This is a genomic window from Mesorhizobium sp. WSM1386, from assembly GCF_055901595.1.
The window spans coordinates 6,511,193-6,537,532 of the sequence record NZ_CM148373.1; the positions used below are offsets into that span (position 1 = coordinate 6,511,193).

The window sequence follows — 26,340 nt, forward strand, 5'->3', positions numbered from 1 at the left end:
TCTCACAAGCGTAGCCTCGGAAGTTCTTTCGGCGTGCGTGGGGTGAGGATTGTTGCAGCATCCTCAATTATCAATACAATCTCTTCGTGCAACACCATTTTGCCTGGCTCGTATTCCAACGCCGGCTCCACACAAATCACCATTCCAGGTTCGAGTTTTGTGTTGTCGCCAAGGCGCAAGGATGGCGGCTCACTGACCCGCAGCCCGAGACCATGGCCCATTCTCCCGTTGTTATTCGTATCTCCCTGGCTAGACGACAGATGCCTATTCATAGCTGCAAAAACTGAGCCTGCAGTCGCCCCTGGCTTGGCGGCATCAATCCCGATCGCGTTTGACTCCCAAACTTCTTCATAGGCCAAACTCAACGCGTCCGGCGCATTGCCGACTTGGTAGTTGCAATCGCAATCGCAATCGCAGAAGTAGCCGTCGAAAACCGTCCCCGTGTCAATAAAAAGCAGGTCACCGTTCTCAATTCTGCGATTCCTGGGACCGCCAGTAACTTCGTTGATCCCTCCTTCCTCCGGCCTACACAAGCGCATCGGTATCGCGTCGGCGCCAGCTTCGGTTAAACGAAACGAAAATTTTCGGTGAATTTCGCGTTTGCTATCTCCAACGTTGGCGAACTCGGGAACATGGGTGAACGCAATATCTGCAATAGTGATAGATTGCTTGATTCTATTCACTTCTGCAGAGCTTTTTGATCACCCGCAACTGCCAGATCAGATTGGAGGCATCAGTGATCTCTGTGCCGCTACGACTAATTTCAGGGACGATCGCTACCGGATCAGCCCGGGCAGGAATAAGCACCGACCACGGACGGGTGTAACTTTCCCAAAAACTTGAACCTACACCTAAGAAATAACGTACATTGTCCATCGCTGACAGCAACAATCGATCAATTTTACGTTGAACCACAAGCCTTTTAGCGCGGGCTACGCGGCTTTTAAATTCCGCTTTCTCGAATCCATGCTCCTAACGACGACATCTCAGTCATTCCCTGTTGATGATCAACGCATCTGTTGTCTGGCATGAATACGTTATTCTGCGATTGACGGCTAGCGGACTTCTGCTCAATTTACGGATTAACTCTAAAATGAAACATCGAAGAAAGCTCCACCTCGCCAAGTGGGTCCTCCTTCCCGCCGAGCGCTAAATCCAGAGCGTGCTGAGCGAGCAGGCGCGTCGGGTCCAGTGTTGGCAGAGGCGACTGTTCAGGAGAAATAAGCGCTGGAATTTCGGTGCATCCCAGGACAACTGCGTCGCAGCCTTGCGATTTCAATCGTTCGATGATTTCCGCGTAGTGAGCTCGTGTGTTATCGGCGAAAACGCCATTGCACAATTCCGAGAAGATTGTTTCGTTAATGAACTTTTTATCCTTTTCACGAGAAGCAATTGCATCGATACCCCTCGCCTTGGCGGCAGAGAAATACATTGGTTTTGTCATTGTCCACTTCGTACCAAGTATCCCGAGCTTCCGATAACCGAGCCGGCTCGCCTCGCTTGCTACAACATCAGCAATATGTAGGCCGGGCAACGCAAGGTCAGGACGGTTCGCCTCTAAAGCCAAATGGGCTGTATTATCTGGGCAGACGAAATAATCGCATCCAGCGGCGCTCAATCGGGAGGCCGAAATAGCCAGTCGCTGGCGGATTGCCGCCAGATCACCACTTTCCCAGTCCGGCATGCTAGGCCCCATTGGAATGATGCTCACTGAAATATCGGGATGCATATGATCACCAAGCCTCGAGCGGGCGATGCAGACGCGCTGCTTCTGTCCGCCTGAAAGTTCGGCCGGGTAGCGATCGACAAATCCCTTGCCCATCTCAATCTTGTCAAGCAGTTCGGAAAAGCGCTTGTCGCGGCCGCGTATGCCGAAATAGAATTCGAGCGGCCTGCCGATGATGGTACCTACGGTCTGGCGCGGGTTCATCGCCACGTCGGCCATCTGATAGATCATCTGCAACTGGCGCAGGTCTTCCTTTGGTCGGTCGGCCAGCCAGTTGGCCAGCGGGCGTCCGTCGAAGGTGACGGTGCCTTCTTCGGGCGGCAAAAGCCCGGTGATGGCGCGCGCCAGCGTCGATTTGCCGGAGCCGGACTCACCCACCACGGCCAACGTCTGGCCGGGATAGATGTCCACCTAGACGTTCTTCAGCACCTTGATGTGGCTGCGGCCATAGGCGGCGGTGACGTTCTTCGCCGACAGGAACGGCGTCGTGCCAGGTTTCTGCTCAGCGTGTTCGATCTCATGCACCGAGACAAGCGCGTTGGTGTATTCCTGCCGCGGTTCCTTGATGATCTGGCGCGTGCCGCCCCATTCGACCAGCCTTTCATGACGCAGCACCATGATCAGTCCGATCAGCGCAGGGCTGGGGATGCGTTTGATATCGAGCATATCAGCCTATTTCGGATGTCGGAGACGCGGATTGGCGATGATCGCCGCTATATCCGCAATGATGTTCAGGCTGATATAGACGGCGGCGAAGATCAGGCCGACCGCCTGCACCACCGGCACGTCTCGCTTGGTGACGTGGTCGACCAGATACTGTCCCATGCCCGGATAGACGAAGATCACCTCGACCACGACGACGCCGACGATGAGATAGGCGAGGTTGAGCATGACGACATTGATGATCGGCGCGATGGCATTCGGAAAGGCGTGTCTGCGGATGACCGCGAAGGCTGAAAGCCCCTTGAGCTCCGCGGTCTCGACATAGGCCGACTGCATGACGTTGAGGATCGCCGCGCGCGTCATGCGCATCATGTGGGCGAGCACGACCAGCGTCAGTGCCGTTGCCGGCAGCGCGATGGCCTGCATGCGTTCGCCAAAGGGCATGCCGTCATAGACGGTCGAGATGGCGGGGAAGATCTGCCATTTCACGGCGAAGAAATAGACCAGGAGATAGCCGATGAAGAACTCGGGAAAGGAGGTAGAGGCCAGCGCCAGTCCTGAGATCAGCTTGTCGACCCAGCCATTGCGGTAGCGCACCGCGATCAGGCCGAGGATGATCGCCAGCGGCACCGCGACGACCGCCGCCCAGAAGGCGAGGAACAGCGTGTTCCACAGCCGGCCCTTGATCGAGGTCGCGATATCCTGGCCGCTCGACATGGCGGTGCCCAGGTCGCCGGTCAGCACGCCGCCGAGCCAGTGGAAATACCTGACATAGGCCGGGTCGTTCAGCCCGAGCTGCTCACGCAAATTGGCAAGCGACTCCGGTGTCGCCGATTGTCCGAGAATGGCTTGCGCGACGTCGCCGGGCAGGATTTGGGTGCCGGCGAAGATCAGGACCGAAATGGCCAACAAAAGGAGGATGCCCAGCGCAACGCGCTGGGCAATTAGTCTAAGTATTGGCTAAGGCAATGCCGCAACACAATCATGCCGAGAGCCAGCACTTGGAAAGTGCATAGCAGCCCATCAATTCGAGATTGCCATAATCTGCTACCCATCCGCCGACATTGGGTCCGGTAGCGTCGAGCAAATCGTTGAACATCGGAATTATGGCGCCGCCTTCATCGCGGACGATCTCTCCCATATCGGCATAAAGCTTCTTGCGCTTTTCAGCATCGAGCTCGCCGCGTGCCTGGAACAAAATCTGGTCGAACTTCTCGTCGACGAAGCGGGTTTCATTCCATGCGGCCTTGGAATAATAGACGGTGGAATACATTTGGTCTTGGGTCCCACGGCCGGCCCAGGGGGAAGCTGTGAAGGGCTGCTTGTTCCAAACTTCGGACCAGTAACCATCTCCGGGCTCACGTTTGACTTCGATGGTAATGCCCGCCTTGGCCGCGCTCTGCTGGTAAAGCTGAGCCGCGTCGACGGCGCCGGGGAAGGCGACCTCGGAAGTGTGCAGTTGCAACGGCCCCGAATGGCCCGACTTTTTGTAGTGGAAGGCCGCCTTGTCCGGGTGAAACGTGCGCTGCTCAATCTGGCTAAAGAGCGTATACGCTTTATTGATCGGAAAATCGTTGCCAACGGAGCCGTAGCCCATCAGGATTTTCTGAACCATTTCCTCGCGATCGATAGCGTATTTCAGAGCCAGGCGCAGGTCGTTGCTATCGAACGGCGCCGTTGTGCATTGAGCGGCGAACATATAGTGGTTCTTGCCGGCCAGGTTGCGGATCGTAATGCCGGGCAAACGCTTTAAGAGATTGACGACCTTCGGGTCGACGCGGTTGACGATATGGACCTGGCTGCTCCGCAGCGCTGACATTCGGGCGGTCTCATCGTTGATTACGATGATTTCGATCTGGTCAGCAAAGCCACGGTCATCACGCCAATAATTGGCAAACTTCTCGCCGCCATGACGCACTCCGGGTTGATTGACGGTGACTTTGTAAGGGCCCGTGCCAATTCCATCCGCAGGGTTGTCCTTTCCGCCATTCGGCTGGATCATCAAGTGCCAATCGTCCATCAGAAACGGCAGGTCGACGTTGGGTCCTTTTAGCGTGAAGACCACGTTCTGACGGTCTACCGTGATCGTGTCGATTCCTTGGAGGTTTCCAAGGACACCCGATTTGGAGTTGGCGTCGGAATGGCGTTCAATAGTGGCGACCACATCCTGCGGCGTCAGGTCCTTCCCGTTATGGAACTCGACGCCTTTGCGGATCTTGAAGGTCCATACCTGCGCCCCTTTAGAGGGGCCCCATTCTTCCGCGAGCGCCGGCTTAAGTTCACCCTTTTCAGCTATTTGGACAAGCTTCTCGCCCCATTGGTGTCCAAAATGCAGAGGAACAATTCCTTCCCACGTCGCCGGATCAAGGCTGTCGGTTGCCGAGCCTCCTGTGAGGCCCGCTTTGAGAAGGCCGCCCTTAACGGGGCCTTCGGCTTTGGCCGCCGAAGCGAGGAGGCTATCGGTAACGATTGCGGTCAGCCCAAGGGCGGCTGTGCGGCCAAGAAAGTCGCGTCGAGAAAATTTGCCTTTGGCAACGCGTTCGGTGCGAAAATACAGTGCATCGCTCATTTTTTTCCCTTTTTCCAGCCTCATGGCTGGTTATTTCGACGTTGGTAAACCGGTTGGTAGCAGCCGCGCCTATTGGCCACCGCTGAGTGCTGTCCAGTCGTTTTCCCATCAGATACTGGTCGCCTCCAGGAGCCGGCTTCACTTAACGATGCTAAAGGGCGTCCAGTGCGCGAAGGGCGTCAAAGTCGCGCTGCCTAGCGCAGACCCTGTTTCAAATGTGCCTGATCGGCATCTGCGTCTTTCGCCGATGAGTCTCGATGCGTTTCGGTGGTTGCCTGCATCAGGCCGCCTGAGCACTCATACCGCCGATCTGGATTGCCTCCACGGCCACTGCTTCATCCTTGTCAGATGTATCTCCGGTAAAAGCAACCCAAGTTGTTTCTCCTGAGCGCGCACCTCCTCCGCGAACCCTACATAGCAGAAGCCGCCATTCTGGTGAACAGACGCCCCGGCTGGTATCGCATAAGGTCTGCCGCCCCCGGCGTTACGATGAGAATGCCCGTCGCCTTCAACCATACCAGGGGACCATGACCTCAACAAAGTGACGGGTCTGACCACTGATCTTGTTACGGCGCCTCAAGGAAGGAGCAGCGAAATGCCGAGCGTTTGATTGCGCTGGGGCACATCTTGGGTTTCATTCCTATGCTCATCGTCGCGCGACTGGTACCGAACTTCCTGGGACCTATCGACAAGCTCAGCCCCTTGCCCGGCTTTGCCAGCGCATCTGGATCGCCAAATCAGAAAGAGCACACTTGCGAAATAGCCCAGCTGAAGAAGTAGCGAACAGCCCAGCGTCGTGACGATTGCTAGACGGAACGAATGCGAGGCGAAGTAAACCGTCACAGCGTTGCCGCACAGGACCAGCCCGAGGAGCCGACAAAAAATCATGAACCGCAATGCCGTTCTCCTGATTTTGTCTCGTCAAATCATGCAACTCATGCTGAGATCTGATCGGCCGCGACATGGGTCTGGCAGTTCTTTGGGCAGACGCGGCCGCAGGCTCCGCAGCCAATGCAGCGGCCGCCATGGTCGACAACCATGATCATGCGATTGAGCTCACCATCGAAGTCGTCGTCACCCTCGTCGCAGGCACCGAGGATCTCACCCGCGTCGTCGACGCCGTAAAGATGCATGACCTCGCGCGAGCAGACTTTGAAACAGCGGCCGCAGCCGATGCAGATCTTGCCGTCTATAGCGATCAGATATTTCGGCATCCATGCGGACCCGTCGCGGGTGATGAATTCACTGCTCATCGTAAAGTCTTCATTTTCGCAAGCTCTCTCCTGGCACCATGCAACTCCGCATAAACGGCGTGCGCTTTCTCGGCCACTTCCTCTATCTCAGTCCATTTCACCGGAAGACCCTCGGCAAGGTCGCGCAGGTTCGTCTTAGCAATTGCTGCGCGCAGTTGAAGCTTTCGGACCTTCTTCACCATCTCATCCAACTTTGACATTATCCTTCCCTGAAAATCGGTCTTTTCACGCCCGCACGACATCGCATCATCGACCAGTTTGGTTCCGGAATCCGCGACCTCCCGGAAAGTCTCGAAGCCCAACCCGCGGACGCCTCGACAGAACGAACAACTGCCGTCCGGGAAAAAAACGAGTCAGAGGCCCAGAAACTTTGAGCTCACCTCGATCCCTATCTCTGCTGCGGTGAAAACACAGGGCCTCCACATCCGCATCAGTTCGCGAATGATCGGTTCGTCCGGCGCAGTTCCTTGGACGATGAAGCCGAACAGCAGCCCCAGCAGCTCGGTCGCAGATTTCCCTCGCATGAGCCCTGGAGCCCTGAGCATTGGATAAGCCGCAGGAGGCATTGGCTAAACAGGGGCAAGTTGCCCCTTTTTGACAGCAGGACAGGCGCCGTGAGAGATTTCGTTTCCTCAAATTCGAGTCCTCGTCCGCAACGGAGGATTTCTGCTTTCGGGTACGCCGAGTGCGGGCACATCTGCGCAATCGGCTGCTGGCGTGGAGGGTCCGATTCCAGGCAATTGAGGTCGTCACGGCCGATCTCGACCCGTCCTGGACTGTGATGCCTTCAAAGACCCAAATTCGGCGCGAACTTCTCTTCCGAGCAGTGTCCGCTTGTTGGGTCACTAATGTCTGCGCCTCTATTTGCATCAAACCGCCCCGCCTCTACTACCTGGGGCATACTTCCTGCCGGCGCGCCGCCGCAGAAAATCCACCAGGTTCAATTCCACGTATTCCTTTGTGATCTTTGCTCATCAGGCGGCTGCGGTTTGAGTTTCCGGAGCCTTAGTTTGTGGAACCACGCAGAGATCCGCGTAAGAGGCGTTCTCACCCGTGTAGTTGGCCAAGGCTTGGAGCAAGGGGGTAAGGTAGTACTGTTTGATGTGGTCCGGCATTGGCTCCGGAAGGTCGAGCGATTTCAGCGCAACCTCGATCAGCTCGATCGCGCGAACCTTGTTGCCACACTCATAATGGTACTCAGCGACTGGAACGTACCAAACGAATTTAAGGGGGCCGTCGTTTTCTTGAGGACTCAGGGCCAAGATTTGTTCAGACAGCTCTTTGCCCATCGCGAAGCGCTCAGCAGGGGGAAGATGGGAGTTGTTCGTCGAGGGATCGAAGAGTTGCTTCAGGGCCATAACCATCCAGGACACGGCCTCAAACTTCTTGTCGATAGCGTCTCCGACTAGTTGGCGCATAACTGGCAACCCGGTCTCCATGTCGCGCATCTTGTGAAGCAGAATATTCACATGAGTATGCCGGAACCCGTAATTGTCTGGCATCAAAGCGAGGCCTTCTTCGACGGCCGAGAGTGCCGCCTTCCATTCCTGCGCCTGCATCGCCGGTTGGAGTTTGGCGTAAACCGGTTCGGTCAGCGCCAGTTCGCGCGCTGTGCGCTGGTTCCCATCGATCCGCCCTTTGTCAGCGGCTTTCGCTTCGTCGCTGCTGCGCCAGCTTCCTCCTATAACTCTGGGTAAAACGTCATCGAGTTCCGATGGGTGGCCGATGAATGCGATGCGGCCGTCGCGGTCCACCAGGAACGAGGCAGGGATCCCGAGAGAAGAACTCGCCTTCATCCAAAGTCTGTTCATTTCGCCTGTGTAATCGAAGGCGATCCGATAATTTAAATTGGGGTATCTCTGAACCAGCCAAGCATCCAAGCTCGTCCGCGTCTCCTCCGCGGTCGGGCCATCTTCGCTAGCTGCGACTCCGACCACCTCAAATCCGCTATTTTTAAATTTGTCCTGTAGCTGCATCAGATGGGGCATCGCCGCCACACAAGGTCCGCATCCAGTCGCCCAAAACTCAACAAGGTACACCTTGCCGGGTTGAAAGTTCGCGAGGGGCTTGCCACGGAGCCAGTTGCTGACCTTGATCGGAGGAGCCGGGGACTCGATACGCAACACCATCTTGTTCTCCAAAAGCTTCTCGGACCTCGTTGGCGTCCGTAAGCGATCTGGCTCTACCCTCAGGAACGGAACACACGGGAGGCCATCACACCTGTGGCGTGGTCTCATGCGGGTCAACCCACCATCGCCGCCCCTCAACGAGCAAAGGCCGTGCCAGCGCGCTTGGCACGCTGCAAACGCTTTATTGGCTTCGAAAAGTCGAACAGAGCCAAGAGGACGGTTGTTTCCATCCCGACATGTTTTCTGCCGGCTGTCAGGTTTTGGACACGCATCTCTGGTGCGTAAATCGCTTAGAACAGCGAACAGCGCCGGGTCGATGAGGCCGGGCATATCGGGTGCGAGCTGCCGGATAGTGCGTATGCTGTTTCGCTAGACGGCGGATGCCGCATGCACCTTCCATTTTTTTCATGACAGAGGTTCGGCAGCGTTGCAGATTCCAGTGCCTCGACCCATGCGGATTTGACCGGCGCTCGGACGGCAATCCCCGCATGCCGGAGCGGTTGCTTAGCGCAGAGCCCACGCCGTTGCAGCAGTAAGGACTGGAAGGTCGGCGTCAACGATTCGCTGGTTGAGGTGGCCAATCTGGTCTCAAGAGTTTGGTAGCGGCCTTCGGGCGCCAGCGGCAGCGAGTAAAGACATTGGTCTTCATCGGCTTTGATTGCCACGCACCTCCGGTCGAGGTTCGGGTAGCTCATGTGCTCGCTGGTCATTTAGGATTTTCTGACTTGGCATAGAACGCTAGCACGGGTCCGAGATCAAAGATCGTCCCTGGCGCAAGTCGCCGCACGGACGTGGGCCATGTTTCGGTTGAGACGCCATCGATGCCTCGCGCTAGCGTGCTGGCAAATCGGGGCATCAGCGGTGCGAGCGTATGCGCAAGGATAGCAGCGGCTGTTGTCTGAAGCGCGAGGGAAGTCCGGGTGCGGGCGGGATAGAGACGTCGCGCCACTGCATAGTCTTGCGCCTGACGATAGATTACGCAATCGCGCACGAAATCGCAGGCCTGCACAGCCGCGCGACGGACCGAGAAGCCATCGTCCGAATAGGCGCGTTCCATCCCCGCGCAATGCATCTCTATCCGAGCAAAGAAAGCGCGATCTGTGGGAGCCCAGTCGCCTGCGTCGGGCACACAGCCGCCAAAGTCTTCCTTGATTTCCCGGTGCAGCATGGCAAGCCAATTCAGCCAGATCCCCTGAAACACCTCATTGTCGGTGCGGCGTAGCGCGTCCAGCGTGAAGTTCGTCTGCTCACCTTCCGGGCGTGTCAGGCCTAAATGAAGACGCACGACGTCGACTGTCTTTGGTCCCAGAACCTCCCTGCCCCAGACCGCATGGCGACGGCTGGTCGAGAACTTCTGGCCATCGAGCAGGTAGAACTCATTCACGTGATACCGGACCCGCGGCGTCCAGTGGGAGAACACCTCGGCATAAACAGCGGGGTAGAGTAGCGCGTGGTAGAAGGAATTGTCGAAACCGAAGAAATGGACAATCTGCCAGTCGTTGCTGGGCATCGACGCATTCCAGTCGCGCCCAAGCATGCGAGCTAGAGCCTGGATGTTGTAAAGAAATCCGAAAGCCATCTCCGGCCAAGCCCAGATCACCTGCCCAGGGAGCCCCTCGGCCCGCAGGCCCCAGTTCGAGGGGTGGGTAATGGGCACGGAAAGGTCGGCGCGTTGGCGTAGACGCGCGAACAGGTCCAGGATCCGAACGGGGGCGCCCGACGCCCTTAAATGCCGGTCTATATTGACGTAGCACCGTTCCAGAGCAAGTTCGGGGCGGCGCACGAAGCCGACCAGCGGCGCCTCGGCCGAGAGCCGCGACCGGACTGCACCCAGGTCGTGGCATAGGTTCGGTGCACCGCATTCCTCGCAGATGTTGCCACCGGCGGAGGCGCCGCAATCCGGACAGAGGCCGCTAACATCCGGTTCGTAAAGGTAATCGCCTGTCACGGCGTCAAACAGCGCAGGGCTCTCGCTCAGATCTACGGCCGTGCTGCTCAGAAGACCACGGAAACACGCGGCTTGAAATTCGCCATAAGCGGCATCACCCATCGTGTGTAGGAAGCTGTGGATCTCGCAGTCAAGAAGACCAAGCGTGGTGCGAATCTCGTGCGCGTAGTGGCGAGCCACCCTTGCGGGCGTCGATTGGTCGGCATCGGCGCGCGTCGCAACGTAGCTCTGGTAATCGTCGCTCCCAGTCAGGTGGTAGGCTTCGGCCCCTTTCATGCGCAGGAAACGCGTGTAGACATCGGCACCAAAATAAGGACCAGAAAGATGCCCCAGATGCAGATCGCCATTAGGCGTCGGCGGCGCGGAGAAGACGAAGATCGGCCGGCGGGGAGCCGCGACCTGTGCAGCGGCATCGAGGGCGGCCTTGCCGTCACGCCAGTAGACATCGACGAATTCTAGATCTTCGTCCCCATCGTTGCACAGTACATGCGCTTCAAAAGGGTGAAACAGAACGACATCGCCGGCTTTGATCGAGATTTCCCCAAGGTCGGTCCTGACCTTGCCCGCGCCAGACAGGACCACGAAAGCCTCGATTTCGTCGTGCCGATGGGGCTCGGATGTGACGCCCGGTGCCACCTTGCCAAATGAAAATCCGGTGCCCGCGCTTCCCGTTCCAAGCGTGGCCACGTCAATACCGAACGCCCGCGACAGTTCCGTTCGAGAAAACGTGGATTTGCGCACAACGAACCTCAGCTAATCAAGCAGTGGTATCTTCGCCCGCCAACGCAAAGCCTCTGCCGAAAGTCGCGAAGAGAGGCGGCAGCCCGGACCCGTTGGCGCTCCCGCCAGAATAATCCAACTCTAGCCCCGAGGCGGGCCAAGGCGGGCACGCCAGTACGGCTTTAGACATCACGGAAGACAGCCCGGCGACCACCCCACAATCGTCATGCCAAAGCCTCGTGACGGCTGCGGCGCGGCTCCAGCAGTCCACAATCGAAAACGCAATGCTCTCCGCATTTGAGCAGCCGATCAGTTTCCTGTGCATGCCTCGCCTAGCTGCTTGAGTTCAATCGCGATAGAAAATGCCGTTTGGCGGCTTGAGATTGTCTAGATCGGCCACTTTGCCCTCTGGCGGATTAACGGCGCGCTTAAGCACATTATATTCGGCGCGAGTCGGTCCACCGGTTGAAGCACGCTGGAAGACCAAATAGAGCGTCCGCCGCGAACGGTTGCTTTTGTTCGGTTGCGAGTAATGCGGTGCGTAGTCGTCGAAGATGAAGATGTCGCCAGCCTTCCATATTACGGGTTCCCAGGAGAACGTTTCGGCGACCTCAGGATTAATCACCCCACCGGCATCCATGGGAAATATCCCCTTCTTGTGGTTGCCGGGGCTGAAGAAAAGCCCGCCGTTGCCCGGGTCGGAGTCGTCGATGCCTATCGCAACGACCGCATGCACCATCCGGTCGGGCAGTCCGTGTGGAATGTGATAGATGTCCTGATGCGGGCGATAGCCGCCGCTGTCGGGATAGTGGAAAATCAGCAACTCCTTGAGCCTGCGCGACCGTTCATCGAGCAGTTCCTCGACCGCAGACTCTATGCGCTGATCGTCGAGGAGTAGATGACGCAATGGATCATGGAACTCGAGAATATTCTCGGCTTTAGAGGTGATCTTTCGATTATCCGTCGTCTTTTCGAACCACATGAGCCATTTATCATCGCTGACCTCCCAGCATGATACGTCTTCAACAAAGCTGGAAATGCGTTCCACAGCCGTTGGATCGAAGAACCCTTCGAGCCTGACATAGCCGTCCTTCTGCCACTTTTCTCTTTGTGCATCAGTCAACATGCGGAAAGCCTCCTGTTGGTAGGACGGGGGTCTAACATCCCGGTTGTGGCAGTCGGGCGGGCGATCAGGCTGTGCATCGACGCAGACGGTACTCCACGGCATCTGGGACTGCGGTGCGAAGCACGTTCCGCTCCGGGTATGTTGCGGGGCTTATTGTCCCTCCTCACTGGAGATCGTCGAGGCTTGTAAACGTCTGCGAGCGGTACGTCTGAACGGTAGACGGCCGACCATGCTATTGATGACGCGGCTGTTCGGTAGGCGACCTTTCGTGTGGTCTGACCCAGCGCAAGCCGTGCCCCGCACGAATTTCTGCGACACGGTCCCATTGAGGCTGGGCGATCAGGGCCGGCAGACCTGCTAGAGTCTTTGCGGCCGAAGGGGAAATGCTCGCCCGCGGAGTAATGTGATGGGCCGCTGAGTCCAACCATTTCAGTTGCGATGATTTCGGAGAAGGCTCCGGCTTTCGCTACGGCGAAGGCCGACATCGTTCCTTGGATGCCACCGCCGATGACCCGCAGTCGGCGGGTCATATCCCGCCGCCCATTTCTGCAACGGGGTCGAACCAGCTGTCGACGGAGGTAGGGCTGATGAAGCCGGGATGCTCACTTGCGGCGCGCGGCGCGCGCCCCAGAAGGCTGTCGAGGATGCGACGCGCTCGCCAGGCCAGTAGGCTTAGATTCGGATCAGCCAGCCCGCGCTGCCCGAGGCTCGCGTTTTGTACGAAGATGCGTCTGTCAGACGGTCCGTCCCAGTTCACCGAAAAATCGTCGCCAATGGCCAGTTCATTGTCGATCTTTTCCAGCCGGTCCGCCATCGGTTCCAGGAATGCTGGTACCGCGTTCTCGTAACCGGTGGCCAGGATGACGATGTCGGCCGTGACTTCTTCGACATCGCCCAAACCGCGCTGTAGGGTCAGCCTGTGGCCCGCGCCGGCGTTATTGCAACGCGAAACGTTGCACCCGGGGCGCAAGGCGATGTTACACAGGTCCAGCTCGAGAAATTCGTGGCGATACAGCGCCTGATAGACGGCGCGCACAGTGCGGTCGGAAATGCCGTCGGAGGCAAGCACGAAACGCTTGAGGAACAGCTTGCGCTGCGTCTCGCTCATTGCCGCGAAACGATCCGAAAAGCAGGGCATGAACAACTCGTTTGTGAACGGGCTGTTGTCGATGGGCAGGTAATTCTCTCGCTGCGAAACCCAGGTGATCGAGACGGGCCGCCGTTCTCTCGGGGCACTAAGAAGGTGCAACAGCACCTCGGCTCCCGACTGGCCTCCACCCACGACGCATACGTGCTTTTGCTGCACCTCGGGATGGATGTGCAGCAAATCGGATGAATGGAACAGGTTTCGTCCGATCCAACCCTGAAATTGAGATGGAATGTGCGCCTGCTTGCCGATGCCGATTACCAGGTCTTTGCCACTGAAATCAGCGTTGTCTGTCCGCACTCGAAATTCGCCATCATAGCTTATTTCACGAACGGTCTCACCGCCGCGGACGAGTGGGTTCCTGCGGAAGGCCCAGTGGAAATAGTGTTCGAACTCAGCCCTGAGCACAGAGTCGAACTGTGCATTCAGGAAGTGATAGAGACGTCCGTTCTCGTGCAGATAGTTTATGAACGTGTAGGCGGACCGTGGATCCACCAGCGTGACCAGATCCTTGAAGTGGCTTACCTGGAGTTCCGAGGACTCGAATGCGCTGCCTGGGTGCCAGCGGAAGTCGACTTGCCGATCCAGGAATAGTGCCCCGTGCCCGATTTGCTCGTGTATCTGACACGCCAGGCTCAGATTGGACGGGCCGGCACCGATGCCAATGCAGGAGAGCTCCAGTGGTCCTGCTCCTAGTGAGGTTTCCTGATCGGACGCTGCGCGCCGCGAATATCGCCCATGGCCGTTGGTCTTATCCGTCCCGCAGGGTTGGTCGGCGCCGCCCGATCTGCAACAGTTTGTCCGCCCGTTTGTGTTGTCAGGTGTGATCCACGCTGACCGCGGCTCTGCGGTGAAGTCGGCACTCATGCCAGCGCCATGTGGCACGTAGCTGGCGTGGAGGATCCACCCGCCTCGACGACCCCGGTGTGGCTAGCGAGGCAGTTTCGCGGCCTATCCCTCTTGCAATTGGGGGCGGTGGCCCGCCCGGTTCGGTGAGCCGCCCTTCGATCCGCCTGACGACCTGCGAGGCGGCGGTCATGAATTGGGCGACAGCATTTTTCGGTGGATGTCATCATTGCAAGATCCGCTGCTGTGTTTGGGAGGTCCCCCGCATCGAACGTGCCAGAGTAAACAGCAGCAATGCACCGGGCAGCAGCTTTGCGGCCTGTCGGGCATTCGACACTTTGTCCGAAACTTTGCACCGGATTTTGCACGTGGTCGTACTTATACCTCATCGAGTCCCAGCCGGGTGCTTCCAAGATGGATTGTGCTGGTCGAGGAATTGTCGAGGCTGCCTTCAGGCGCATCGAAAAGGAGATCGTCTGGGAGGGCGAATGCGTGGACGAGGTGGACCGTGAACGGATGAGCAGCCAAGCGCTGATCCGCCTCGATAAAAGCTACTTCCGTCCAACCGAGGTTGACCTGCTGAGTGGGGTTTCCAAGGCAGCCGACAAGCTCGGCTGGAAGCCGAAGACCACTTTCAACGAGATTGTTTCGGAAATGGTCGTGGTCCGCGCCTACGGGATCATGCTTTCGTGACGTGAAATGCGGATGACTTCGCGGGGCATGTCCATCTCGCAGCATGCGACCCGCACTCGCAGGCACGCCCTTTCAAGCGATCGGCCGGCCCGATCAGGCGCGGTCGATTGGATCCGCAAACTCACACCTCCTGCAAAGCAGAAAGCCATCGACTCATTCATGCGGTCAACGATTTCGCGAAAAGCCGGCTTTTCTAACAGGTCGGCGTAGCCATCGCGTAGAAGGTTGCCCAGGACGTGGCGGCGTTCAAAATCCACGGAGCACATGGTAACGTCGCCGTTTGGCAGAGAACTCCGATATTGTCGTTGATCCACGCAGGTCAGCGCTCCAACCACCGGCCGGCGTAGTGCACGCTGTCAGGGTCCACGCTTCCACCCCTGCTGCTCGCGGGCCGCGCGTGAATGAGCCTTTCGGCAGCGATGCTGTCAGCCACATCCGGGTGCGGCTCGCCCAAGACCACGAACAGGAGCGAAGGACGTCCGCGTAAGCAAACCGCGATGCCGATCTGCGACAAGGCGGCTGTTCCACCATTTCGGTGCAGTCCGAGTTGAGCCAAGGCTCGGCTCAAGGCTGAGATGCATGCATGAGATACTTGTCTTTGCCGATCCGCAAACTTGTCCTGCGGACAATATGAATATCCAACGTGCATTCGTGGTCGTCGCTATCCTCGAATATCCTGCCGGCAGGGAGTGCTGAGCGACGTTCCCGCGAAGTCATGACTCCGCCCTTTCTTCCTCCTGCAAGCGGCGGCGTGGTGTGCTTTGGCTCTCTTGACACCATATGTCGGACCCCGCTGGCCATCTACCTTGGTGCCTAAGCAGTCGGGCGCCCGCTAATTTCCGAGCCGTCGCTTCACAAAGCGAGCGCATGCCGCAACGGCGCATCGCTCTGTCTTGCATCAGCCATCTCGAAACATGCAGCCATAGGCGTTGATCGCCGGGGCGCCGCCGAGATGCGCGTACAGCACCCTTGATCCGGCCGGAAAGAAGCCTCTCTGGATGAGGTCGATCATCCCTTGCATCGATTTGCCCTCATAGACGGGATCGGTGATCATGCCTTCAAGCCGCGCACACAGGCGGATCGCCTCCTTGGTTCTATCGGATGGAATGCCATAACGCGGATACGCGTACTCCTCGAGTAACACCACGTCATCTTCGACGATTTCCGTTCCGAGCCCGACAAGCTGCGCTGTATGCTGCGCAATGCCAAGCACCTGCGCCTTTGTCTTGGCGGGAGTGGCGGAGGCATCGATACCAATCACGTTGCGCTGTCGACCGTCCGCGGCGAATCCCACGAGCATGCCGGCATGCGTTGAACCGGTAACCGTGCAAACGACAATGTAGTCGAAGGCAAACCCAAGCTGTTTCTCCTGTGCGCGCACCTCCTCGGCGAACCCGACATAGCCGAGGCCGCCGTATTTGTGGACAGAAGCCCCGGCTGGTATCGCATAAGGTCTGCCGCCCCTTGCCTTGACATCAGAGAGAGCTTTTTCCCAACTTTGGCGGATGCCGATGTCAAAGCCCTCGTCGACCAGGCGCACCTCTGCCCCCATGATGCGGCTCAAGAGAATATTGCCGACCCGGTCGTAGACGGCATCGTCATGCGGGACCCAGCTCTCCTGAACCAGAAAACATTTCATGCCGACTTTGGCGGCGACGGCTGCTACCATGCGGGTGTGGTTGGACTGCACGCCGCCGACGGTGACGAGCGTGTCGGCATCTGACGCGATGGCATCGGGGATGATGTATTCAAGCTTACGCAGCTTGTTTCCGCCGAATGCGAGACCAGAGTTGCAGTCCTCGCGCTTGGCGTAGATTTCCACCTTGCCGCCCAGATGCTGGCCGAGCCGGTCGAGCTTCTCGACAGGGGTGGGTCCGAAGGTGAGCGGGTAACGCTCGAATTTTTCCAGCATACTCTCTCCCGCGATGTCATTCAGCTGAGTTAGCCACGCAATACTCGTTCCATAAGCGCTGCTTGAATTGGTCGGCCGCGCTCTCCGACCACCTGTCAGAGCCTTGGGGATTTCCAGCGCTTTCCTTGCGATTGAGACGAAGCGATCCACATGTCGGCATGCTGCGATGAGGCGACCATCGCCTCGGAAACGTACGACGCACCCGATCGACATCTGCGTTTTGTCGGGCTTGCGATTGGACCGCGTGGTTTCTGGGGCGAATTCTGTGAAGCGATTTTGTGGCTCTGACGCCTCACAGAAAGTTTAGCTGCTCAATCGCATGCACGTCTACCTGATCGAAACGGGTGCCAGTGCCCTCGAAAGACTAGCCTCCCCGTGACCATAAGTCACCGCATCGTAGTTGACGAGCGTATCGGTCCTGGCTGTATCCAGCAGCTGATTGCTAATCTGCGTCGGTGTTGCGGACGTGAACTTGCTGCCAAGGATAGCGGCATAGCCTGCAACCACAGATGCCGCGATTGACGTTCCGGATAGGCGAGTCTTGTCCCTCTCGACCCCCACCGTCAGGAAGTGGTTCTGCACCTCCGAATCTGAACCGGCGTAATTCGAATAGGAGGCGAGCTTTGCCTTGTTTTCGGGAGTGCCATTGCGCTCTAGCGCACCCACAAAGATTGCCGATTGCTTCCCAATCAGGTCGAGAGCAAGGAAATCAATATCCCCATCGGCAAGGGTATCTACCGCTACGGACCCGTTGCCGGCTGCCTTTGTGAAGACCGCAGCACCCGCCCGAGCCGCATCGACAATCGACTGCTCAAGCCGGTACCCGCTCACTGGTTCCTCAAGGCCATAGCTCAGATTAATGACATTGAGGCCCTGCTTCAGCGTGAGTGGAACTTGTTGCGAATAGTCAAGCTCGATTATGTTTGCGCCAGGCGCCACCATGCCGGCTGCTTGAGCGACCCACTGCCCATGTTGCCGCCATTGGGAGCCATGGCCGAGATCCCCCTCCTGTCCCATGTTACTTGTGAAGTCATCTATGACAGTTACCGACACGCCAGACCCATTATAGCCCGAAGCCCATGCTGCGCCGACGTCCGGGCTCATCCAGCAATAGGTGCCATCGGCATTTTGTGGGCAACGCGAGCTGCTGCCCTCCATGGCTGGCCTTGCAGCCACTCCATCGCCGGCGAGCCTGGATTGGAGGTCATCGGCGAAACCGGGTGGTGCCGACGTCCATAGGACAAGACTGGCAAGGTACGTCACCGGCAATAATCGCTTTATCTGCATTCAACTCTCCTGTTTGACCTGTTCTTCATCAACAAGACGAAGCATTTCACCCTGGCTAGAAGGACCTCTGAACCAGAGACCGATGTTCAGCGGATTCAGATGAGCTTTTGCCAGTATTTCAACGTGTCCGCCAGCCGGAGCAGCGACGCCACAGACGGCAATTCACAGCCTGGGCGCCGCGATCCACCCACGTTCGGACGCATGACGGTAGGATGGCAGTCTAGTGAATCGAAACGGGTGCCAGCGCCCTCGAAAGGCTGGCTTCGCCGCGGCCGTAAGTCGCCGGATTGTAGTTGACGAGCGTATCGGTCCTGGCTGTATCCAGCAGCTGATTGGTAATCTGTGTCGGCGTTGCGGACGTGAACTTGCTGCCCAGGATGGCGGCATAGCCTGCAACCACAGGTGCCGCATGAGACGTGCCGTATAGGCCAGTCTTGTCACCCTCGACACCCACGGCCAGGAACTGGTTCCGCACCTCGAGGTTTGAGCCGGGATAATTCGAGTATCGGGCCAGCCGCGTCTCGTTCCCGGGAGTGCCATTATGGTCGAGCGCACCCACGAAGATTGCCGATGGCGCCCCGATCAGCCCGAAGGTTAGCTCATCGAAATCCCCTTCGTGCGGCAAACCTACCTCTTTGCTGCGGTTGTCGGCACTCTTTGTGACGATGGCAGTGCCCGCCCAGGCGGCATTGACAATCGCCTGCTCGCGCGGATGCTGGCTCAGTGGCTCTATGATGCGATAGCTCGCATTGATGATATTGAGGCCGTCCTGCAGCCTGATCGAAGACCCCTCGAGATAGTCATACTTGAATATGTTTGCGCCAGGGGCGACCATGCCGGCAATTTCAGCGACCCAGTCTCCATGTCGCTGCCTCTGCGTACCGCGACCGAGGTCTGCATCAAATGGCTGTTCCTTGAAGTCATCTATGACATTTATCGATACGCCGGAACCGATAAAGCCTGATGTCCATGCTTCACCAATATCCCCGCTCATCCAGCAGAATGTGCCGTCGGCATTTTGTGGACAGCCCGAGCTACTGCTTTCCGCGGCTGGAGTACCGGTCGTTCCTTTGCCGTTGACACCGGCATCAAGATCATCCGCGAAACCGGGTGCACCCAATAGGCACGCTATAAGACCGACAACGAAACCTGCCGGGAACAACTGTGTTTTGTGCATAATCAACTTCCTGTCTGATTGTTCTTCATCAACGAAATTTACGGCTTTGCCTTTCACCATCGCTAAAATTCACCCCTGAACCGTAGGTCGAGTTTCCATCGGCTTGGCTCGAGGTTTATCATGTGTTTCAACGTGTCCGAGGGCCGCAGTTGCGAGGCGGCCAGACGGCAATTCACTGCGTGAAAGCCGCCGACGGCGCCATAGTCAGCCGTGCAAGGTCGTTCCGTCAGGTTCCCGCCCAAAATCGAACTGACGGTGAAAGAAAGCGTCGTGGACGGCGTCGGTCGCTTTTGCAGAATGAAGCCGAGTTTCACACTTGGGTCGATTCGAACCTTTTCGGCGCGTTGACCGGTGCTCGCGCCCCACAGGAGACCGAAGTCCTCCGACAGCTGCGTCAACATTTCAAATCGCATGTCGATCCATTTGCTGTGGTACCACTTGTCGAAAGACACTTTGGCACCACCCGACAGCTCGTATCCGCCTTGTCCCAGATGGTTGGCGGCCGCGGTTAGCTCCGAACCCTGGTAAATGCCAACAAGGCTGGTCTCCTGTCCGTTCGCTGTCATAGCGCTGACGAAGAATGTCATCACGAACAGGACGTAGCTCGCAAACCGTATGCACATCTGCAGCGCCCGGTCCCGCCAGCAAATCATGTAATTGACACGCGCATTGCAGCCCCACGCCGCATCTTCAAACCGCACGGAGGCTTTAGCCGAGACGCAGGGCCGCCAGCGGGCAACGTATTCATTCGCAACAAATCTGTGATCCCCCGTCCTTCAATTTTGTCGAGCCCTCTCTTCGCTCTTCGCTGGCAAGCTGCGCCCGCCCCATCTGCGAAATTTAGCAAAATTCATGCCAATCTAGATATCGGTGCAGGAGAAGGCAATTGTATTTTGGTTTCAATGGCTTATATAAACGCGCCCAAGATGCCGGCCAACCAAGGCTATGTCCTCAAACCGACAAAGCCGACACAATTTGACGGATGTCGACGAACACCCTGAGCGTGGACCCACCCGCATGGGCACAGGAACACTCCCTTCGCGCTCCGGCCATTACATCGGAGAACCCTCGAAACGGCCTCCATTCCTATTCAACGCAATCCTCTTCAGGCGGGGATTGCGCCGCCCATTTTGAAGTTCTGAACGCGAGTCGCCTGAAAAAAAGGCTGGCCGGTGCGATTGGCGCCACGGCCGGCTGCGAGGTTTCCAGGCCACGCCTTGACGGTGTCGAGCACGGCGCCATGCTGGAGCGGACCGAGGCGTCGGTCGTGCCGCCACATTTCCTTGTGCTATATTTGTCCGGCACGGACGACCACGTGGCAAAGAGTGGTGCGAGAGGATGAGAGTGCCGCCACGCAGCCGTTATAGTCGTTCCTCGTTTGTGGCGTACGTGCGCCGCTTCGGCCCTCGTGACCGCCAATGCCGAACCATCAGCTCGTAGGCACGTTCGGCGTTCTCGGCCGCGGCTTTCTCGCTGTTTCGCAACTCCTTCACGTTGTAGGCGTAAGCCGAACCGCGGCGACCGACACCGCGCTCGCCTGGCGCGCCAGCCTTGAGAGCGAGCTGCCTCTGCTTTGCCGCCACCAGCGCCGGGCGAGCCCAGAAGTAGTCCTGCTCCTTTGTCAGCAGATGCCAGATCAACACGGCGAGCTTGCGGGCGAGCGCCACGGCTGCGACCTGATGGCCGCGCTTGTTGCGGATGCGCAGGAAGAAAGCCCTGAGCGGTCCGGGCGCCTTCGCCGCCGCCCAGGCGGCCTCGACCAGCATGGCGCGGGCACGGGAACGCCCATGTTTGCTGATCCGGCCATATTGCGCCAAGCCAAGACCGGATTGACGCACACGAGGATTGAGGCCGAAGTAGCTCACCAGCTTCTGCGGTTCGCGGAACGCCGGATGTCGCCGACGGCGGCGATGATACCACTCGCGACGATGGCGTTCACGCCGGCGATCGTCTGAAGCCGCCGGACTTGCACATCATCAACCGCTTCCCGGGCGATCTCCCGATCGAGGTCAGCCAGATCCTCGGCCAGGCGGTCGACGCGGATGTGGCGAGCGATAGCGGCCCGCTCGTCGTCGGGAAGCACCTGCCGCTCGAGCCAGGCGCGACCCCGACGGTTGAACAGATCGGCATGCGGGCACTTCGGCACGAGATGCGCCTGCAGGATGCCATGCACCTCGTTCTTCACGCGCGTGCGATGCCGCACGACCTGGTTGCGCCGCGCGACGAGGCGGCGAAGCCACTCAGTCCGCTCATCGGAACCCAGACCTCCGGCAGAAAGCCGCTGGCATGGAGCTGCGCCAGAACCCCGGCATCGATCTTGTCGGTCTTGATCCTGGCATGGGCGATCGCCTTCACCTGCATCGGGTTGGCGACAATCACCCGGCCGACATAGGGCGACAGAACCCGCACCACCCGCCATGGCGTTGCCCGTAGCTCGACGACAATCTCATCCGTCCTTCGCAAACTGCGGCCGAACCCTTCCAGTCCCGACCGGGTCATCTCGACCCGTCCGTGATGGCGCAGTTGGCCACCTTCCCAAACCACCACCTCCGCAAAGGTGCGGTGGATGTCCATTCCAATCACGCGTCTCATCGGCTCCTCCTCAAACAGTCGGGAGCCGGCGGGCGACGCGACACCTACGGATCCGCGCTCTCGGCGCAACCGGGCAGGTCGCAGGGGCGGCCAGCTACTAACGCGAGCTCACAGCTCATCGAATACATCGGCCTGCCCGCACTTGGCGTGCTCCCGGTGCCCCTGTCCCGGATGGTCGCACCATACGCCGAAAATCGATCATCTCCAGCGGGGATCGGATGGCACCGTCATGATCATACCGGTTACCAATCCGATCGAGCGTCTCAACGGCGAGATCAAGCGGCGCACCGAGGTCGTCGGAATCTTCCCGAACGACGATGCGATCGTGCGTCTGGTCTCGACGCAATCCTGCTCGAACAGAACGATGAATGGGCAGTGCAGCGGGCCAGATATATGACTCTGGAAACGATCCGCCAGATGAGCGATGATCCGCTCATCAGCCTGCCAGCAGTGGCACGCTGATCAGCCCGGCCCCATGCCGGAGAGCACGGCGACCAAGCCGTCAGTTACACCACTCCCTGGGGCACGATCTCAGGAGGTCGAAGAGGGGATCGTCTGGGAGGGCGAAGGCGTTGACGAGTTGGGGCGTGAACAGATGAGTAATCAAGCCCGCTGATCCGGATTGACAACGCTATTTCCGAGCGCCCGAGGTTGACCTGCTGATCGGCGACGCCTCCAAGACAGCCTACAAACTACAGCCTACAAACTCCGTTGGACGCCCAAGACCGCTTCGATGAGTTCGTCTCGGAAACGGTCGAGGATTGCTGCCGCGCATCGGGGCTGTGTCAGCGTGATTGTGAAAACATGATGACTTCGGGGGCATGTGCATTTTGCCGTTCCAGGGCCGTCCGCATTTCACGCCCCGCCGCGCTCAGCCGCCATCGGTCAGGTCCTGTCGTTTGGATCGGCAAATTCACACATCCTGCAAAGCAGAAAACCAGCCGCTCCATTCATGCGATCGACGATTTCGCAAAAAGCTGGGCTCTCAAATAGGTCCGAGTAACCACCCGATAGAAGGTTCCCCAATGCGTGACGTCGCTCAAAATCCATGGAGCAGAGGGTAACGTCGCCGTTTGGAAGAAGAACATTCCGATACTGTCGTTGGTCCACGCAGGTCAGCGCTCCGACGATTGGCTGCCGTGGTTCAACGATCTTGGGGTCGACGCTTCCACCCCTGCTGCTCACGGGTCGCGCGCGAATGAGTAGTTCGGCAGGAATAATCTCGGCTACATCTGGATGGGGCTCGCCCAAAACCACGAATCGGATCGAAGGAATGCCCGCGTGGACGAGTTGCCGAACCAGATCGCGATACTTGTCTCCGACAAGGCGGCTGTTCATGTAGGTGCCGTCATCGAAAACATGGACCACGAATACGCCCAAGCGCAACGCTTGCAGCCGTTGCAGATCGTGCCTGTTCATTCCCACTAAGGTGGTAAAAATCCTGATGCCGTGGCCTTTGGCGAAAGCGTGCTCCACCATTTCGGTACAGTCCGGATTGAGCCAAGGCTCGGAGTACCCCGCAAAACCAATGTCGACAGAGGTTGGTACGCGCGCCAGGCACCGCTTGAAGTTTTCAAGACTGAGGTGTTTCGCATGAGATATTTTTGTTTGCCGGTCCGCGAACTTGTCCTGCGGACAATATGAACATCCCACGACGCATCCCGTGGTGGTCGTGATCTCCAAGACCCGGCCGGCTGGGATTGCTGAGCGAAGTTCCGGCAAAATCATCGGTAATGACCCTTCTTACGTCCAACGAAACGCCCACAGTTGTGTGATTGCCTTTCGTGAGATCGCCTGTTGACTCACTGACGGAAAGTGGCGGCCTCAGCAGCCGCTTCCCTAAAACATTACAACATTTCTACAAATCTTAGCATCTCGAGGGTCAGCTATGCATAACATTATTGTTAAAATTCGTCGGTTAAGTGACAAGGACAATATTATTAATTAAAGATGGTTTTCCACATCATGTTTAAGTTCGTCACAGCGGACGCGATTTGAACATGCCGCCGCAGCCGACGCACGAAACGTTCCGTACCAGCCGGATGGCGAATAGCGCCGCAAATTCAGCCGCCTTGCAGCTCCTGCGAGTAGCCGGCGGGTCGCGGCCACCGTCACAATTTCACGAAGCTCGGTGCATACACCGATATGAATATTCCCCGGCCAGGCCGGTGGGATCCGCAGTCCCGGCGGAAATTCTGCGGGTCTTCAAACAGATTGCCGCAGCATTGGACTCGTTCGGTCCGAGACGGGAACTTCCGAAACCAGTCAGCGCGCCAAAAACAGCGGCAATGTCGGCTTCTCGAATATCCATCGCGTCACACCGCCAAAGAGCCGCTCACGTAATCCACGGCTGCCATAAGCGCCCATGACGATCATTTCGGCAGACGTGTCGATTGCGTGCTGCGCAAGCACCGTGGCAGCCGATTTGCCGGCACTTGGCAATACGTCAAGCGACACCCGAACACCATGTCGAGTGAGATAGGCAGCGATGTCGGCTCCAGGCTCAGCGCCCGTCCCGTTGTAGTTCGCCGGATCAACCAGGGCGACACGAACGTCCTCAGCAACGCAGAGGAGACCCAGCGCTTCCCGAACCGCACGGGAAGCCTCGAGGCGCGAATCCCAACCGACCAGGACACACCGTGGCCACAGGGTCGCCTCAGCCCCCTTCGGCACAACGAGCACAGGCTTTCCCGTATCGAACAAGCAGCCGTTGACTACAGGAGGTCCGAGAGTCTCGTCGTTGAGAAGCCCCGGTCCGATGATCGTGAGGTCGGAACAGCGCGCCCGCTGTCGTACCAATTCACCCAGGCTAGCCGGATCGCAGTAGTCGGTGTCGAGGTCAAATGAGAGCGACATGGATCCCAGCAGCTTCTGGAGATCTTTGGAGCGTCTTTCCAGTCTCGCCATGTCGTGACTAAATCGGTCGATTTCCCGAAAACGATCGTTCAATCGGGCAATTGCCAGTCCACGTCCCACAGGCCACTCGGGGACACCATCTCCGATCGACGGATAATACGACATGAGGAGCATCGGAGGCGGTAGGATCAGCACGGAAAGGTGCGCACCGACTTCGGCACACAAGCCGGCGGCAGTTCTGACGTCCTGATCGGAACCGTCTGCGCCGGTCACACAGAGTACGCTTTTGAAACCCATTTGCCTGCTTCTTCCCGAGTATTCGTTTAGGGGTGTTCAAGCCGCGAACCGACTCACAGCGAGGAAAGGGCTGTGGGACCAGACCTGGCAGGTAATTTAGCCGTCCGGATTATCGAGCGAGTAGCCGGCCGACCTGACGGTTCGAATGACGCTGCCGGGCGAAGCCGCTTGAAGGGCTTTTCTGATCCGGCTGATATGGACATCGACGGTGCGTGCACCGACATGGATGTTGGGCGGCCAGGCCGCCCGGATAAGTTCGTCCCGGCTGAAGACCTTCCCGGGGGCTTTGATCAAGAGCCGCAGCACGTTGAACTCGATGGGTCCGAGATGAATGTCGTGGCCGTTGCCGCGAACCCGGTGGGCGTCGAGCTTCATCTCGAGGCCGCCACAGGAGAGCCAGCCGCCGTTTTCAAGACCATTTTCGCCCCGTAGCGGCAGCGCCAGCTTCGCCCGCAGACAGTCCAGCAGCTTGGCCGGCGCGATCGGCCGCACAAAGCTCTCGTCGATGCCGGCCTTGAGGAGGCTGAGGTGCTGGTTCTCGGCGCCGGGCGCGATCAGGGCGATAACGGGCAGCCCGCCGGTCCGGGGTTGCTGTTTGAGCCGGGAGCAAATTGGGGAGCCGGATATGCTCGCTGGCCCGCAGTCCAGCACCACGGCCTGAAATTCCCGTTCGTCCGCCAGTGCAAGCGCTTCCTTTGCGCCGCCTGCCGGCTCACTGTCGAAGCCGTCCGCCTCCAGTATGTGGCTAAGGAACATATAGAGCTCGGCATCTTGCGAACAGATCAGGACGAGTGGCTTCATCGTCGCTGCCTCAAGAGCCCATCGGCCAGGACCGTAGCGGCTGAGTAGAGGCCTTCGCGCCGCTCAAGACCTGTCATGAGCCCTTTGCTCAAAACCCGTTTCCATTACGCACGCGCCACCTCGGGATAGGTGTCGATGGCCGCGATTGCCTCGTCGACCAGTTTCGTACCGGCTGCGGCGAGTTTGCAAAACGTCTCGGAGCCGAACCGATGGACGTCACGCAGGGTCTTGGACAAAACGACCAGCCGCCCGGCGGTGAAAAGCACGCGCCCGAAGCCCTCATGGCTCATTTCGATCATAGGCGATGCCATCAGGCCGCAGCGCTCCTCGATTGCAAGGGCGACGGCAGTGTAGAACTTGTCGAGTCTCCACAGCACGTCGGGATCGGGATTGCCAATTATTGGAATCGTACGGCGCTGCTCCTTGCTGACGATGAAGTCGGCCAGCAACTCAGCGTCCGCTTTGCCGTCCCATGACCCGTGGGAGTCCTGAGCACGGATTAGCCGCACGAGGCATTTGAGAAACGGGCTGGCAAGCGCCACCTCGTCGCCGGCGACAGCAGGGGTAACCGAAGGGTCGGACATTTCGCCTCCTTATT

22 protein-coding genes and 4 pseudogenes are annotated in these 26,340 nt (G+C 58.4%); 2 read left to right on the plus strand and 24 right to left on the minus strand.

From position 1 onward, the window contains the following. Positions 1 to 2 precede the first annotated feature (2 nt). The 14 genes and pseudogenes from AC0NIH_RS31710 to AC0NIH_RS31775 all read right to left on the minus strand — a co-directional run bounded on the left by AC0NIH_RS31710 (position 3) and on the right by AC0NIH_RS31775 (position 13,962). Positions 3 to 683, minus strand: coding sequence for a M24 family metallopeptidase (locus AC0NIH_RS31710; RefSeq protein ID WP_473469635.1), 681 nt, complete (start codon positions 681 to 683; stop codon positions 3 to 5). Continuing rightward, the gene (locus AC0NIH_RS31715) at positions 676 to 876 is read right to left on the minus strand and encodes a hypothetical protein (protein WP_473469637.1); all 201 of its coding nucleotides are present in this window, start codon (positions 874 to 876) and stop codon (positions 676 to 678) included. Before AC0NIH_RS31715 ends, AC0NIH_RS31710 begins: the two co-directional genes overlap by 8 nt. Before the next feature lie 199 nt (positions 877 to 1,075). Continuing rightward, the gene (locus tag AC0NIH_RS31720; protein ID WP_473469641.1) at positions 1,076 to 1,729 is read right to left on the minus strand and encodes an aspartate/glutamate racemase family protein; all 654 of its coding nucleotides are present in this window, start codon (positions 1,727 to 1,729) and stop codon (positions 1,076 to 1,078) included. Positions 1,730 to 1,744: 15 nt separating this feature from the next. Beyond that, positions 1,745 to 2,347: pseudogene (locus AC0NIH_RS31725) on the minus strand (ATP-binding cassette domain-containing protein); the annotation flags it as partial. Between the two features lie 51 nt (positions 2,348 to 2,398). Then, entirely contained in the window at positions 2,399 to 3,346 is a 948-nt protein-coding gene (locus AC0NIH_RS31730; protein ID WP_474025280.1) for an ABC transporter permease, read from the minus strand. Positions 3,347 to 3,371: 25 nt separating this feature from the next. Next, complete coding sequence (locus AC0NIH_RS31735) at positions 3,372 to 4,958, minus strand: ABC transporter substrate-binding protein (protein ID WP_473467656.1); 1,587 nt, start codon at positions 4,956 to 4,958, stop codon at positions 3,372 to 3,374. Positions 4,959 to 5,327: 369 nt separating this feature from the next. Beyond that, positions 5,328 to 5,441: pseudogene (locus tag AC0NIH_RS31740) on the minus strand (1-aminocyclopropane-1-carboxylate deaminase); the annotation flags it as partial. A gap of 93 nt (positions 5,442 to 5,534) precedes the next feature. Next, a complete protein-coding gene (locus AC0NIH_RS31745) occupies positions 5,535 to 5,846 on the minus strand; it encodes an exopolysaccharide production repressor protein (RefSeq protein WP_473467672.1) in 312 nt (103 codons plus the stop codon). Positions 5,847 to 5,893: 47 nt separating this feature from the next. After that, positions 5,894 to 6,211 (minus strand): ferredoxin III, nif-specific, encoded by a 318-nt coding sequence (fdxB, locus tag AC0NIH_RS31750; protein WP_473467654.1) that lies wholly within the window; start codon positions 6,209 to 6,211, stop codon positions 5,894 to 5,896. After that, a complete protein-coding gene (locus tag AC0NIH_RS31755; RefSeq protein WP_473467652.1) occupies positions 6,208 to 6,513 on the minus strand; it encodes a CCE_0567 family metalloprotein in 306 nt (101 codons plus the stop codon). Before AC0NIH_RS31755 ends, fdxB begins: the two co-directional genes overlap by 4 nt. A gap of 672 nt (positions 6,514 to 7,185) precedes the next feature. Continuing rightward, positions 7,186 to 8,340, minus strand: a complete 1,155-nt coding sequence (locus AC0NIH_RS31760) for a TlpA disulfide reductase family protein (RefSeq protein ID WP_473467650.1) — start codon at positions 8,338 to 8,340, stop codon at positions 7,186 to 7,188. A gap of 706 nt (positions 8,341 to 9,046) precedes the next feature. Next, positions 9,047 to 11,029 carry a class I tRNA ligase family protein gene (locus AC0NIH_RS31765; RefSeq protein ID WP_473467648.1) on the minus strand — a complete coding sequence of 661 codons (1,983 nt, stop codon included), beginning with the start codon at positions 11,027 to 11,029 and terminating at the stop codon, positions 9,047 to 9,049. Between the two features lie 325 nt (positions 11,030 to 11,354). Beyond that, the gene (locus AC0NIH_RS31770) at positions 11,355 to 12,134 is read right to left on the minus strand and encodes a phytanoyl-CoA dioxygenase family protein (protein ID WP_473467646.1); all 780 of its coding nucleotides are present in this window, start codon (positions 12,132 to 12,134) and stop codon (positions 11,355 to 11,357) included. A gap of 526 nt (positions 12,135 to 12,660) precedes the next feature. Next, positions 12,661 to 13,962 carry a lysine N(6)-hydroxylase/L-ornithine N(5)-oxygenase family protein gene (locus tag AC0NIH_RS31775; RefSeq protein ID WP_473467670.1) on the minus strand — a complete coding sequence of 434 codons (1,302 nt, stop codon included), beginning with the start codon at positions 13,960 to 13,962 and terminating at the stop codon, positions 12,661 to 12,663. A 579-nt stretch (positions 13,963 to 14,541) separates the two neighbouring features. Here AC0NIH_RS31775 and AC0NIH_RS31780 point away from each other — a divergent pair. Further along, positions 14,542 to 14,820 (plus strand): GDP-mannose 4,6-dehydratase, encoded by a 279-nt coding sequence (locus AC0NIH_RS31780; RefSeq protein ID WP_474025123.1) that lies wholly within the window; start codon positions 14,542 to 14,544, stop codon positions 14,818 to 14,820. On the opposite strand, the gene AC0NIH_RS31785 is transcribed toward AC0NIH_RS31780, so the two are convergent. The 6 genes and pseudogenes from AC0NIH_RS31785 to AC0NIH_RS31810 form a co-directional block, all read right to left on the minus strand. Beyond that, a complete protein-coding gene (locus AC0NIH_RS31785) occupies positions 14,799 to 15,086 on the minus strand; it encodes a hypothetical protein (protein WP_473467643.1) in 288 nt (95 codons plus the stop codon). The genes AC0NIH_RS31780 and AC0NIH_RS31785 overlap by 22 nt on opposite strands. Positions 15,087 to 15,718: 632 nt before the next feature. After that, on the minus strand, positions 15,719 to 16,732 hold the full coding sequence (locus AC0NIH_RS31790; RefSeq protein ID WP_473467641.1) for a 1-aminocyclopropane-1-carboxylate deaminase: 1,014 nt from the start codon (positions 16,730 to 16,732) through the stop codon (positions 15,719 to 15,721). 327 nt (positions 16,733 to 17,059) lie between these two features. Further along, positions 17,060 to 18,019 carry a S8/S53 family peptidase gene (locus AC0NIH_RS31795; protein ID WP_473467639.1) on the minus strand — a complete coding sequence of 320 codons (960 nt, stop codon included), beginning with the start codon at positions 18,017 to 18,019 and terminating at the stop codon, positions 17,060 to 17,062. 220 nt (positions 18,020 to 18,239) lie between these two features. After that, complete coding sequence (locus tag AC0NIH_RS31800) at positions 18,240 to 19,256, minus strand: S8/S53 family peptidase (RefSeq protein WP_473467637.1); 1,017 nt, start codon at positions 19,254 to 19,256, stop codon at positions 18,240 to 18,242. 2 nt (positions 19,257 to 19,258) lie between these two features. Beyond that, positions 19,259 to 19,849 (minus strand): hypothetical protein, encoded by a 591-nt coding sequence (locus tag AC0NIH_RS31805; RefSeq protein ID WP_473467668.1) that lies wholly within the window; start codon positions 19,847 to 19,849, stop codon positions 19,259 to 19,261. Between the two features lie 708 nt (positions 19,850 to 20,557). Next, positions 20,558 to 21,770 (minus strand): annotated as a pseudogene (locus AC0NIH_RS31810) (IS110 family RNA-guided transposase). 262 nt (positions 21,771 to 22,032) lie between these two features. Here AC0NIH_RS31810 and AC0NIH_RS31815 point away from each other — a divergent pair. Next, positions 22,033 to 22,250: pseudogene (locus AC0NIH_RS31815) on the plus strand (transposase); the annotation flags it as partial. A gap of 423 nt (positions 22,251 to 22,673) precedes the next feature. On the opposite strand, the gene AC0NIH_RS31820 reads toward AC0NIH_RS31815, so the two are convergent. The 4 genes from AC0NIH_RS31820 to AC0NIH_RS31835 all read right to left on the minus strand — a co-directional run bounded on the left by AC0NIH_RS31820 (position 22,674) and on the right by AC0NIH_RS31835 (position 26,326). Further along, positions 22,674 to 23,516: a radical SAM/SPASM domain-containing protein gene (locus tag AC0NIH_RS31820; RefSeq protein WP_473467635.1), complete on the minus strand. Its 843-nt coding sequence runs from the start codon at positions 23,514 to 23,516 to the stop codon at positions 22,674 to 22,676. 537 nt (positions 23,517 to 24,053) lie between these two features. Then, positions 24,054 to 24,941: a universal stress protein gene (locus AC0NIH_RS31825; protein WP_473467633.1), complete on the minus strand. Its 888-nt coding sequence runs from the start codon at positions 24,939 to 24,941 to the stop codon at positions 24,054 to 24,056. A 96-nt stretch (positions 24,942 to 25,037) separates the two neighbouring features. Beyond that, positions 25,038 to 25,742 carry a response regulator transcription factor gene (locus AC0NIH_RS31830; protein ID WP_473467630.1) on the minus strand — a complete coding sequence of 235 codons (705 nt, stop codon included), beginning with the start codon at positions 25,740 to 25,742 and terminating at the stop codon, positions 25,038 to 25,040. Positions 25,743 to 25,846: 104 nt separating this feature from the next. Further along, positions 25,847 to 26,326: a NifX-associated nitrogen fixation protein gene (locus AC0NIH_RS31835; protein WP_473467628.1), complete on the minus strand. Its 480-nt coding sequence runs from the start codon at positions 26,324 to 26,326 to the stop codon at positions 25,847 to 25,849. Positions 26,327 to 26,340: the final 14 nt, after the last annotated feature.